Below are 12126 nucleotides of genomic sequence, written 5' to 3' on the forward strand. Positions count from 1 at the left end.
AAACCGGTTTAGTAAGTGGTTTGAGGAAAGTATAATTCAATTTTTTTGAAAAATCAATGGTTTTTCAGAAAATTTTATTTAATAGTCCGAAAACTTAAAACTCGATTCCGTTGGCTGCCGCCGATTTTTAAGCAGACAGATCATTTCTGACAGCTTGTAAATCAGCATTCCTTATCTGCCAATTAGCCCTATGTACTTTCCTTCGCCACTTTTCTTCATCATTTTATTAGCAAGAATTTTATATTAAAAAAAGGACGGGGAAATTCCCCGTCCTGTCCATTAGTTAATTTTATCTTCTTCATTCAACTGGCATTGCCCTAATGCATCATCAAGAGTGTCGTATCTGCCCAGACGATGCACTTTACCGTTTTTGATTTCCATGAACGTGTAAATTGTAACGTGGCCATTCTGGTTTTCCCAGGTCGCTCTCTGAACGGAGATCACTTCGTTTCCTTTGGCATAATGCCCTTGAGTTTCCAGCTTGATGCCCGACTCCGTAATCCATTGTCGCAAAATGTCATGCCCCTCTGCGATGCCTCTTGGGCCAATCAATTCGATATGGGGATCTGAGACGTCCAGTACGCCTTTAATGTCTCTTTGATTTACTTTATCCGTCCACTGATCCGCAATGTTAATCGTGTCCTGCATTTTCTTTTCTCCCTTCCTCTAGAACTAGCCATACTTTTGTTCAGCATTCTGAGGTTGAAAAAGAAGACAGGAAAAACCTGTCTTCTTTAGTAATTCTCGTTTTTCAGTTTTTTAAACGTCTTCACGAATTTATCCGGGTCTGTATAGACTTTATAAGTCAGGACCCCCCGATGCGTATGCAGATACAGTAAGTTGGTCTCGGCAGAAAATGATTTATAGGAAATGTCCCATACATTCGAAACTTGAAACTTCGTCGCGGAAGTTACCAATATGTCTTCGTACAGATGGATATTACACTCAGTTTCGATGATTTTCATTTCGCCAGCCTCGATGGAGCGCTCCGTGTCGATATAAGTGATGGACGACAATAAATTCGTTTGGTCCAAGCCGGCATTCCTCCTACGGATTCTTTTCTAAAAGTTTATCGTATAGAGAGGGTTTTAAGCAAAACATACGGTTATTTATCCTTAAGAAAATGGACCAGGTGGCCAGCAGCATGCTAAACTAATCACAAAATAACTTCTCTATCCAGGAGGGCTATTATGGAAACTTGGTTTGGCGCGACGTCCGTCTATTCTTTTGTTCCATTTTCTTTGAGCCACCTACTGGCATTAGCGATTGCTGTTATCGGGATAATCACACTTGTTTCTGCCAGAGCTTTGTTAAGAGAAAAAAAGCGGCTGTTCCAATCACTGCGGTGGGTATTGCTGGTTCTTCTTTTTGCATCTGAATTCTCTTACCATTATTGGGCAAGCACCAACGGCGTCTGGAGCTTCAGCGGCCAAATGCCTTTGCATTTGTGCGGGATCGCTTCCATCACAGCCATGATCGGTTTGCTGACAATGCGGCCCTTGTGGATCCAACTTTCATTTTATCTCGGTTTCCTTCCAGCCTTCTTAGCTTTAATCACTCCTGAACTGCCTTATGATTATCAACATTTTCGCTTTTGGAAGTTCTTTGTCCACCATACGGCTATCCCTTGGGCTTGCTTGTTTCTAGCATTATCCAATCCTGCTGCTATTCACTTACGTTCTGTCTTTTCCGTCTATGCTCTGCTTCTTGTTTATGCAGCATTTATCGGCTTCTACATCAATCCGTTAACCGACTCCAATTACCTTTATTTGATGCAGCGTCCAACAACTGCATCACCATTGGATTTCTTTGGGGACGGCCTATGGTATTATATGAACTTGTGCCTGACTGCACTGGCTCTTTTTATGGTGCAGTACTTAGTCTTCAAAAAGTTCATTAAAACCTCGTAAACTTGTTATTCTTTCTCAAAATACTCGTTCACTAAATCTCCATTCACACCAATAGCAGCTGCACTTCCCTCACCCGCTGCAATCACCAGCTGGGAAGGAACGATTAAAGAGGCGTCTCCAGCTGCGTAAACGTTCCAGACATTTGTACGCCCATAGCCATCCGTTAAGATGCCGCCATGTTCACTTAGCTTGCAGCCCAGCTCCTTTGCAAATGGAGTAGCATGGCTCCATAAAGGTGTGACAAATCCCCCCACTCGATCAATCAATGTACCGTCTTCAAGCCTGACGCTGCGTAACTGTCCATTATCGCCTTCCAGTCCATCAATGATGTCTTCCACTACTTTTATTCCTTTCCGAAGCAATTTTTGCTTGTCTTCTTCTTCCAATCGCCCTTCTCCATTTGTAAAGACGATCAGGTCCCGGCTCCAGGTATAAATTTTTTTAGCCAATTCGAATACTTGCTTGTCCGCAATCACGGCAAGCGGCTGATCGCGCAGTTCCCATCCATCGCAGTACGGGCAGCTGAATAAACTGGTGCCATAAAATTTCTCTATATCCGGTATATTCGGCTGCTCTTCTTTCAAACCGGCCGCAATGATGATCTTGATACTGTGAAATATATCTCCATTCTCTGTAACCAATTCATAGTGGGTTTCGGTTATTTGATGAACGCTCACTATGCGCTGCTCTTTGATTTCAACACAATCGTATTTGGCAATGTCTTTTCGGCCAAGGCGCTTGAATTCTTCCGGCTCAATTCCATCCCGTGTAATAAAACCGTGCGACTCCCGAGTCACCAGATTGCGTCCGTTGTCATCATCAAAAAGCAAAGTCTTTCTTCTGGATCTCCCTAGTACCAATGCTGCATTCAGCCCCGCAGGACCCCCTCCTATTATTGCGCAATCATAAAGCATAGCATCCATCCCTTACTGTCATTTTCTCCAAAAATTCCCGTTTATCCTCTTCCTTAAACACGCGTTTCCATCATTTAGAGTTTGCCCACAAGTAGGGGCTATCCCAAAAGACCCGGCTGATGTCCATTGCGGCGGACGCGTTCCGCGGGCACGGCTTCTGCCGCTGGAGTCGCCGCCTCCATTCTCATCAGCCAGCTGCTCTGAGAAAACGTATTCCCCCATCAAAAAAACAGCCGGAGAGAAAGCCTTTCTCTCCGGCTGTTTTATTTTAGAGACTTATGGGACAGCCCCTTTTTAAGCTTGTTTAGCGACTAAGCTTGTTAAGGTATCGATAAAGAATTGGTTTTCTTCCTGCGTTCCAACAGAAACCCTTACGTAATCAGGCAGTCCCCAAATTTTTCCGTGGCGGACAATAACACCTTTCGCCATCAGCTCTTTGTAGAGTTTTTCACCGTTTTCACCGATTTGCACCAATACAAAGTTGGCCATGCTTTCGATATACGGCAATCCTAATTCATTGAAGGCTTTGTACAATTGTTCACGGCCAGCTTTATTGGCATTCTGTGAAGTGGTTACATGTTCCGTGTCTTCGATGGCAGCAGTTGCTGCAATTTGAGCCAATGTGTTGACGTTAAACGGCTCTTTCACTTTTAAAATCGACTGGATGATGGATTCGGAAGCAATCCCAAATCCGACACGCACTCCGGCAATGCCATAAATTTTCGAGAAAGTTTGCAGGGTCAGCACCGGGTAGCCGGCATTTATGTATTCGATGCCGTTCGTGTAATCCACAGCATCTGCAAAATGGCTGTAAGCCGCATCAATGACCACTAATACATCATCAATCGCTTCCACCAATTTATCCAGATCTGCTTTGGACATATACGTGCCTGTCGGGTTATTCGGTGTGCAAACATAGATGATTTTGGTCTTATCCGTCACAGCTGCAATCATTGCATCCACATCGAACTCGAAGCCTTTCGAAAATTCCACCGGCACCACGGTTGCACCCATAATGTGTGCCCCAAAATCGTATTCGCTGAAAGATGGCGAAGGAACGATTACTTCATCGCCTGCTTCAAGAAATGCTTCCGAAATCAAGGTGATCAATTCGTCTGCTCCATTTGTCGGGATGACTTGCTGAGGATTTACTTGGAACTCCTTGGCAATAGCCTTTTTCAAATCGCTGGCATCCGCATCAGGATAGCGATTCAATTCCGCCAATCCATGTTGGATGGCAGCTACTGCTTTTGGAGAAGGGCCGAGCGGATTTTCATTGGAAGCCAATTTAATGACACGATCCAATCCTAATTCTTTCTGAACTTCCCAAATAGGCTTTCCAGGCGAGTACGGCTGGATTTTGTCTAAAGTTTTACGTGCTTTAATAGTAGTTGATTTGGTCATCGGGGATTCCTCCAAAAGATGTAAGTTATGCATCATTATTTATATATTCCCATAATTATACCACCATCCACTTTCATATCAACCGAACAAACTATCCAGATGTCCAAATCTGGCCACTTTTCGGTTCATTTTAAAGTAGCTAGCGGGTTTTAAGTACATGATTTTTCATTGCAGCTATTATAACGCATCGCTGGGATGGCAGCTGCTCTTCTCCATTATACAGAATTGCGGAATTATTTAAACACCGCTAACTAACTATTTGTGCCATATAATGAAATATGGTTTACTGATACACAGAATACGTTGAAAAAGGAGACTTAACATGCTCAAGAAAATGAAATTCGCATTCGCTCCCGTTCTTTTATTGCTGATATTGGGCGCCTGTTCTGATAAAGAAGAAACTGCACCGGAAGAAAACAAAAATCCGGAAACGGCTGATGAGGCTCCAGGAGAATCTCCCATAGAATATCCAGCCAAAGAAGAAGTTGTGGTTGTTATCGACGGAGAAGAAATCCTAGGGAAAGTCTATAACAGTGTGGCGCGCCAACTGGAAACTACATTGGCAACCCAAGGGCACGGGACATCGGGCGAAACAGCCGAGCTTGTAAAAGAGCAGGCACTGGCTGTATTGGTGGGCAATAAAGTGATCTTGCAGGATGCTGCAGAAAAAGGATATAAAGCTGATGAAAAAAAAGTTGAAGAACGCTTGGAAGACCTTAAGGGCCAGTTTGAATCGGAAGAAGCGATGGGTGATGCTTTGAAGCAAACAGGATTCACATTGGACGATATGGAAGACCAGCTTCGCGAACAATTACTTTATGAACAATATATTGCAAAAGAAATAGAAGCAGCTGAAGTTACTGACGAGGAGGTAAGAGAAGCTTATGACGGCTTTGTCGAGACCTCTGAACAAGAAGCTCCTGCTTTTAAAGAAATGGAAGCGACAATCCGCCAGTCCCTGAAAGAGCAAAAAACTCAGGAAGCGGTATTCAGCCGCATTGAAGAATTGAAAGAAACTGCTGAAGTTGAAGTTAAAATCTAATCAAAAACATCCCACTCAAAATTGAGTGGGATGTTTTTTCGTTATGCCAGTTTTTCTGAACAATAAGCGAGGATTTCTTCCTCTTCCTCGTCTTCAAGTCCGAACTCCAATGCACTTCTTGTCTGTTTATCGATAAAATTATAATGTGCTATGCGGGCTCCGGTTTCTTCTGCAGCAATAATGACGCGCAGTTCCAAACCGCCTTCCGTATATAGTTCATCATCTTCATCCACTTCAACATTCAACGAAAATTCGTAGCGGTCACCCACCATAATTCCTGTAGGATCATTAATTTTGTGAAATACGTAATCTGTAATTTGCATTGTAACACCTCCGTTCTTCTATTCTAGCTTGTCTGGTCCCTTTTGGACAGTTCAATGGCGAAAAAACGTTTAATGTACTCCAATAAGGGAACTTTAAAAGAGTCGAGACAATTAAAGGAGTGGATATCGAATGAACGTACTAGTAATCGGAGCAAACGGTCAAGTCGGCCGCAACATTGTCAAAGAATTAGCCGAGTCAAACCACGAAGCGACCGCTATGGTCCGTAAAGAAGAACAAATAGATAAATTGAAGGAACTTGGTGCGTCCAAGGTAGTGCTGGGAGATTTGGAAAAAGACTTCAGCGATGCCTTCGAAGGCGTAGATGCAGTCATTTTCGCGGCAGGATCCGGCCCATCAACAGGAGCTGACAAAACCTTGACCATCGATTTATGGGGTTCCGTCAAAGCAGCTCAATATGCACAGGACAAAGGCGTCAAACGTTTTGTCCAGTTGGGGTCCATGGGTTCGAACGATCCTGACGCCGGCGGTGAAGCGATGAAACCATATCTTGTCGCAAAACGCACAGCGGATGAGCTTCTGCAGACAACCAACTTGGATTATACGATCGTCCGTCCCGGAGCGCTGTCAGATGAAGAAAAGTCCGAGAAGATCGAAGTGTCTCTTGAAGGCTTTTCTTCTATGGAAGGAAGATCGATTCCACGAGCAGATGTCGCCCATGTATTGGTCGATGTCCTAGATCGCCGCAACACCTACAACAAAGTATTTGAAGTGCTGCAAGGCGATCAGTCTGCAAGCGACCAATTAAACACTATTTAAAGAAAGACCCGAATAGCAGATAAAAAAGAGCGGATGGATTTCCGCTCTTTTTTGTGTTAAAATAGGCAATACGATAATAGAGGACGTGATAAGCATGATTAATATCCAACCACCAAAAGCTGATGTGACGATTACACAGCGCAAACAGGAAATTACAGGAGACGAAGCCGTCATCAAACCGCTATACGGCTTTATCGATCTGCACGAGATTCCACGTGATAAAGGCGGCATCATCCAATTTTTCAATCATAGCGGAGAATTGTTGTTTGTCGGAAAAGCCCGCAAACTTCGCCAACGCGTGAAAAAACATTTTGAAGATTCGGTATCACCATTGAAAAATCACCGTGAAGAAGTATACCGCATCACCATTTCGATCGTTGAAGATCCAATGGAACGCGATATCTACGAAACGTATTTGATCAACACTGAAAAAGCCAAATACAATGTAGACAAAGTATTTTATCAAGAACAATAAGGAAAACGGAGGCCCTTGGGCTTCCGTTTTTTTCTTTGCATACTGTTAGGCAGTTGGCTCCACCAGCCATTTTTCGAAAAAATAGTGGCTATGGCCTTCGGGGAAATCGTTGACTGCCCCAAATTCCGTGAAGCCCTGTTTTCTATAAAACTCCGGAGCCTGAAAGCTCAATGTATCAACAATCATCAAGCGATGCCCTTTGCTTCGCGCATAATCCTCCGCTTTAGCCATCAGCTGTGCGGCGATTCGCTGCCCTCTTACTTCCGGGTCCACCCATAGGAAATCGATATGCAGATGGCGCCAAAAGCCGGTAGCCGTCAATCCACCGATGATTTCTTCTGACTCATCGCGAACGATAAAGCTTATTTGTTCGAATGGAGAAGTTTTTTCCTTTGGCAGACTTGCATTATTGTGTTCAATGACTTTTTTTCGGATAAAGTCACGATCTTCGGCCACTTCTTGTTGAATGATTTTCATCACCTGATCCCCTTCCTCTCCTCACCACTTTTATCTTCTCACGATTTTGCCTAACGCTAAAGCAAAAATGTTTTGATTTTCCAGTAAACAGGAATACAGATTAACAACTATGTTTTTTGGAGGAGCCAATATGTCATCATCTATAATCGAAAATTCATCTGCACAATGCCAAAGTGAATACGATCCGCTCCGGCACGTCCTGCTTTGTCCGCCGCGCTATATGGAAATAAAAGACGTCATCAATGATGTCCAAAAACGTTACAAGGACGAAAACATCAACGTGGATAAAGCACTCCATCAGCATAATGCATTTATTCAGGCATTAAAGGATCAAGGCATTCACACGGATTTGATCGAGCCTTCTGAAAAGTATCCTGAACAGGTATTTACACGGGATATCGGATTCACTTTGGGCTCTGCCGTCTTTATCAGTGAAATGGCTTCTGAAATCCGCCAAGGAGAAGAACAGGAACTCCAGAAATGGATGGAAGCACATGAAATCAGCTTCAAGCAATTGGCGGGCCACCGCATTGAAGGCGGCGATGTCATCATCGACCGGGATACTGTGTTTGTGGGCGTCAGCAGCCGGACTTCAAAAAAAGCCATCCGCGACCTGCAGCTAGAGTTGCCGGACTTCGAAGTCATTCCCATCCCTTTCAACGAGAAGTACCTGCACCTTGATTGCGTATTCAATGTTTTGTCGCCGACAGAAGCTCTAATTTTCCCGGAGGCACTCGATATGGCTACGGTCCAGATGCTCGCTGAACGTTATACGTTGATTCGGGTCAACGAACAAGAGCAATTTGCGCTTGGCACCAATGTATTGTCCATCGGTGACCGCAAAGTCTTCAGCCAACCACAGAACCACCAGGTCAACAAACAATTGACGGCACGTGGATTTCATGTGATTGAAGTTGATTTTTCTGAGATCATCAAATCAGGCGGTGCGTTCCGCTGCTGCACAATGCCATTGATCCGCTTATAAATGTGACTCATGAAGACATAACAGAACCCCCAAGCTGCAGCGCTTGGGGGTTTTTGTATGCTATCGGTTACTGGTTGTTTTTTGGCGTACCTGCGCAACAAATTCCTTCATCAATTCCACACCATCCGGGGTGCCGATGGACTCGGGATGGAATTGGATCCCAAATACCGGGTAATCCCGATGCTTGACGGCCATGATTGTGTCGTCATCAAGTGCGCGTGATTGGACCTCCAGGCAATCTGCCAAACTTTCCTTTTCCAATACAAGCGAATGATAGCGCATGACCGGCAAGGGCAACGGCATGGATCTGAACAATCCCTGCTGGTTGTGTGAAACTTGTGAGACTTTGCCATGGCGGATAAAAGGCGCCTGAACAACCTTTCCGCCAAACGCCGCTCCAATCAGCTGCTGGCCCAAACAGATACCCAAAATTGGAAGTGACCGATGCAACTGCTGAATCAATTCGATTGATTTGGGCAATTCCAGCGGATGGCCCGGCCCTGGCGACAAGATGATGGCTTCCGGATTTTTCGCTTTGATTTCATCAAGTGTCAAAACACCATAGCGCACCACTTCGACTTCTATGCCCATGGCAGCCACAGCTTGATAAATATTATAAGTAAATGAATCGTAGTGATCGATGAGAAGAATCATCCGAACACCTCCGTCAGTGAACGTGCTTTATGAAGCGTTTCTTCGTATTCAGCCTGTGGATCCGAGTCAAAGACGATGCCCGCTCCTGCTTGGACATGGACCATGTCATCCTTGACCACGAACGTGCGGATCGCCAATGCGACATCTAAATTTCCGTTAAAGCCAAAGTAGCCGATTGCTCCTCCATAGACCCCTCTGCGCTCTTCCTCGAATTCCTGGATCAACTGCATCGCCCGGACTTTGGGAGCTCCCGAGACCGTCCCAGCTGGCAAACAGGATACCAAGGCATCGAGTGGATGCATTTTTCTGTCAAGTTCCCCTGTCACTTCTGAAACCAGGTGCATAACATGCTGGTATTTCTCGATGACCATGTACTTCGGCACTTCCACAGATCCAATTTGCGCGACCCGGCCCACATCGTTGCGGCTGAGGTCCACCAGCATTTTATGTTCGGCCTGTTCTTTCTCATCACCAGCCAATTCCTCAGCCAAGCGGTCATCTTCAACTGCCGTTTTTCCGCGCTTGCGGGTGCCGGCAATCGGGTTGGTCACCATATGGCTGCCACGGATCGTCAATAGGCTCTCAGGCGAAGCGCCGACGACCGCGTAGCCGTCAAACTCAATGAAGAATTGATAGGGAGATGGATTTTGCTTACGCAATGTACGGTACAGCGTAAAGGCATCTCCTTCATAGCTCGCTGACAATCGCTGTGACAAGACCAGCTGAAAAACATCGCCTTTGCGGATATGGTCTTTTGCCCGTTCCACTTGTCCTCGGAACTGGGCGTCTGTGGTTCCGGAATTGAATTGGAGGGATTGCTGGTCGGTTGATGCCGATTGTTCCGGCACCGACAATTGCTGTTCAATTTCATCCAGCTTGTCTTCAAACGATAAAATGGTCACATCGTTTTTTACATGATCGAATACCACAATGGTTTCATAGACCTGCAAGTGGATATCCGGCATTTGCAGGCTGTCTTCTTTCGGCGCCTGGATCGGTTCGTATACCTGAATGGCATCATAGCCAATATAGCCGAGAGCACCACCGGTAAATGGCAGCCCCTCCACTTCCGCTTCATAGCGGGGCATGAGTCCTTTGATCAGCTCAAGTGGCTTTCCTTGGTGCATGGTTTCGGCACCTGTGTGAAAATCGATTTCCCGCAAGGTTTGGCCGTGGCCGATATAGCCGGTTGAAGGATCTGCTCCAATAAAGGAATAACGTCCTGTAACACTGGTCTTCAATGAACTTTCCAGCAGGCATTTGCGTTCTCCTGCCAAACGGTTAAACACCGCAATCGGCGTCAAAGAATCTCCATTGATCTTTCTCTTCTTCATCTCTTTACTCATCTCGGCTCGTCTCCCTTTCTGAAAAGCGCAGGCAATCTTCTGGACTGCGAGATTGCCCTGCTTACACTTTTAATGCGTTTACCTTAATTGAAAACAAAAAAGCCCTCTGCAGGAACAGAATTGTTCCTTGCAGAGGACGGATTGACCGCGGTACCACCTCATGTTAAAGCTGACACAGCTTTCACTTGAACCCCGATAACGTGGGGAAGACGGATTCTTCTACTGCTTGTTCAAAGAATCACTCATAAGCCCATTCACTCAGATACCCCGCCAGTTTCCACCTGCCACCGGCTCTCTTTGAGAGGTTGATCTGCGCTACTTTTCTTATTCATCGATTTAGCTCTGCTATACTCTGCTCAACTGGAATTCGGCGGAGTCGCTCCCGACGCCTTCAACCGCAATCCGTACAAAAAAGGTTGTGCCTATCTTATGCAATCCAGCCGGTTTTGTCAACTAAAAACAGCCCTTAATTAGATAATTCTGTATTTACAGGATAGATTGGGGTATAAATGAAGTAAGCATTTTAACTTTCACAATAGAGGGAGGAGAACGGACGATGAAAAAGTATGCATTGTTGTCATCAGGAGTTTTATCTTTAAGTTTGTTGCTTGCAGGATGTGCAGGTGAAAGCACCAGCGATACCAGCAATGAAAGTGGCGAAGACAGCACCCAGATCAGCTTTATCCATTGGAGAGGCGAAGATAAAGCAGTATTGGATGATATCATTGCCCAGTTCGAAGACGAAAACCCTAATATTACTGTAGAGATGACGATTTATCCATCCGAGCAATATCAGGCTACGGGACAGCGCCTATTACAGGACGGCTCAACAGGTGACGTCTTCACCTCTTTCCCTGGCGCTCAATTTGAAGCTATTGCCAGTGCAGGGTTATTCGAAGATTTAAGCGATGAGGAGTTCGTCTCCAATTTCGATGAAGAACTGATCAGCGTTGGACAAAAAGACGGCACCCAATTCGCCCTTCCTTATCAGCTGGTTTTCAATATGCCGGTTTACAATAAAGGCATGTTTGAAGAGCTTGGCTTGGAAGTGCCGAAAAGCTGGACTGAATTCCAGGAAATGGCCGACACTCTTTTGGAAAACGACATCACACCTATCGCGTTTCCCGGAGCAGATATTGGCCCCAACCAATTTATGAACAGCATGATGATGAATAATGCACCCGATGAAGATATTTTTGAAAAGCTTCAAAACGGTGAAGAATCCCTGACCAACGAATGGTGGGTCAAGACTTTAGAAGATTTCCAGCTGCTTGAGCAAAAAGGCTATATTCAAGCGGACGCACTTGGTACCAGCCAGGATTCGGCGATGGCCATGGTCGCCAATGAAGAAGCCGCTATGCTCGCTACAGGCTCTTATCACATGTCGGCCTTGCTTGGGTTGAACCCCGACCTTCAGCTCGACTTGATGGCGCCAATCACTGTGGAAGAAAGCGAAGCCGTGTATGAAGGCATCAATACAGCAACTTTCATGTTGGCAGTCAACAGCAAATCGGAGAAAAAAGAACAGGCAAAAGAGTTTATCAATTTTTTAAGCCAGCCTGAAATTGCTTCCCAATATGCCAATGAAACCGGCCAGCATCTGACAGTCAACGATGTTGAATACGAATCTGAAGTATTGAAAAACACTGCATATTGGATTGATGAACGAAAAACCCGATTCCAGCCGCGCTTCTTGATCACCAATGCCCAAATCGAAGCGGCTGTCCTCAGCTCGATCGAAAATGTTCTGGGTGGAGCAGACCCGATGACGGCTGCTGAAGAAGCACAACAGCTCGTAGACGAAAACAGGGAATAACG

At 45.3% G+C, this 12126-nt stretch carries 14 protein-coding genes and 1 other annotated feature; of the genes, 6 read left to right on the plus strand and 8 right to left on the minus strand.

Annotation, left to right across the window (positions count from 1 at the left end):
- Positions 1-279: 279 nt before the first annotated feature.
- Positions 280-648 (minus strand): nuclear transport factor 2 family protein, encoded by a 369-nt coding sequence (locus IRE19_RS12480; protein WP_203340638.1) that lies wholly within the window; start codon positions 646-648, stop codon positions 280-282.
- Positions 649-734: 86 nt separating this feature from the next.
- Entirely contained in the window at positions 735-1034 is a 300-nt protein-coding gene (locus IRE19_RS12485; RefSeq protein WP_191715223.1) for a hypothetical protein, read from the minus strand.
- Between the two features lie 156 nt (positions 1035-1190).
- Between IRE19_RS12485 and IRE19_RS12490 the strand changes: the two genes are divergently transcribed.
- Positions 1191-1910: a YwaF family protein gene (locus IRE19_RS12490; RefSeq protein WP_203340639.1), complete on the plus strand. Its 720-nt coding sequence runs from the start codon at positions 1191-1193 to the stop codon at positions 1908-1910.
- Between the two features lie 5 nt (positions 1911-1915).
- Here the strand turns inward: IRE19_RS12490 and IRE19_RS12495 are convergent, their stop codons facing one another.
- On the minus strand, positions 1916-2824 hold the full coding sequence (locus IRE19_RS12495) for an NAD(P)/FAD-dependent oxidoreductase (protein ID WP_203340640.1): 909 nt from the start codon (positions 2822-2824) through the stop codon (positions 1916-1918).
- A 294-nt stretch (positions 2825-3118) separates the two neighbouring features.
- Complete coding sequence (hisC, locus tag IRE19_RS12500) at positions 3119-4228, minus strand: histidinol-phosphate transaminase (RefSeq protein ID WP_203340641.1); 1110 nt, start codon at positions 4226-4228, stop codon at positions 3119-3121.
- 322 nt (positions 4229-4550) lie between these two features.
- Here hisC and IRE19_RS12505 point away from each other — a divergent pair, with 322 nt between their 5' ends.
- On the plus strand, positions 4551-5270 hold the full coding sequence (locus IRE19_RS12505) for a SurA N-terminal domain-containing protein (RefSeq protein WP_203340642.1): 720 nt from the start codon (positions 4551-4553) through the stop codon (positions 5268-5270).
- A gap of 41 nt (positions 5271-5311) precedes the next feature.
- Here IRE19_RS12505 and IRE19_RS12510 read toward each other — a convergent pair whose 3' ends face one another.
- Complete coding sequence (locus tag IRE19_RS12510; protein ID WP_191715218.1) at positions 5312-5593, minus strand: DUF6509 family protein; 282 nt, start codon at positions 5591-5593, stop codon at positions 5312-5314.
- Between the two features lie 130 nt (positions 5594-5723).
- Between IRE19_RS12510 and IRE19_RS12515 the strand changes: the two genes are divergently transcribed.
- The gene (locus IRE19_RS12515; RefSeq protein ID WP_191715217.1) at positions 5724-6371 is read left to right on the plus strand and encodes an SDR family oxidoreductase; all 648 of its coding nucleotides are present in this window, start codon (positions 5724-5726) and stop codon (positions 6369-6371) included.
- A gap of 94 nt (positions 6372-6465) precedes the next feature.
- On the plus strand, positions 6466-6846 hold the full coding sequence (locus tag IRE19_RS12520; protein ID WP_191715216.1) for a nucleotide excision repair endonuclease: 381 nt from the start codon (positions 6466-6468) through the stop codon (positions 6844-6846).
- A 45-nt stretch (positions 6847-6891) separates the two neighbouring features.
- Here the strand turns inward: IRE19_RS12520 and IRE19_RS12525 are convergent, their stop codons facing one another.
- Complete coding sequence (locus IRE19_RS12525) at positions 6892-7323, minus strand: GNAT family N-acetyltransferase (protein ID WP_191715215.1); 432 nt, start codon at positions 7321-7323, stop codon at positions 6892-6894.
- A gap of 130 nt (positions 7324-7453) precedes the next feature.
- On the opposite strand from IRE19_RS12525, the gene IRE19_RS12530 reads away from it, so the two are divergent.
- The gene (locus tag IRE19_RS12530; RefSeq protein WP_203340643.1) at positions 7454-8308 is read left to right on the plus strand and encodes a dimethylarginine dimethylaminohydrolase family protein; all 855 of its coding nucleotides are present in this window, start codon (positions 7454-7456) and stop codon (positions 8306-8308) included.
- A 60-nt stretch (positions 8309-8368) separates the two neighbouring features.
- Here the strand turns inward: IRE19_RS12530 and IRE19_RS12535 are convergent, their stop codons facing one another.
- Together IRE19_RS12535 and trpE are read right to left on the minus strand one after the other, a co-directional pair.
- Positions 8369-8962 carry an anthranilate synthase component II gene (locus IRE19_RS12535; RefSeq protein ID WP_203340644.1) on the minus strand — a complete coding sequence of 198 codons (594 nt, stop codon included), beginning with the start codon at positions 8960-8962 and terminating at the stop codon, positions 8369-8371.
- Positions 8959-10308: an anthranilate synthase component I gene (gene trpE / locus IRE19_RS12540; RefSeq protein WP_203340645.1), complete on the minus strand. Its 1350-nt coding sequence runs from the start codon at positions 10306-10308 to the stop codon at positions 8959-8961. Before trpE ends, IRE19_RS12535 begins: the two co-directional genes overlap by 4 nt.
- A gap of 129 nt (positions 10309-10437) precedes the next feature.
- Positions 10438-10649 (minus strand) — a binding site (T-box leader).
- Positions 10650-10864: 215 nt separating this feature from the next.
- Between trpE and IRE19_RS12545 the strand changes: the two genes are divergently transcribed.
- Positions 10865-12124 (plus strand): ABC transporter substrate-binding protein, encoded by a 1260-nt coding sequence (locus tag IRE19_RS12545; protein ID WP_191715211.1) that lies wholly within the window; start codon positions 10865-10867, stop codon positions 12122-12124.
- Positions 12125-12126 lie beyond the last annotated feature (2 nt).

The sequence above is a fragment of the Planococcus beijingensis genome, assembly GCF_016820615.1.
In the GTDB taxonomy this organism is placed as follows: Bacteria; Bacillota; Bacilli; order Bacillales_A; family Planococcaceae; genus Planococcus; species Planococcus notacanthi.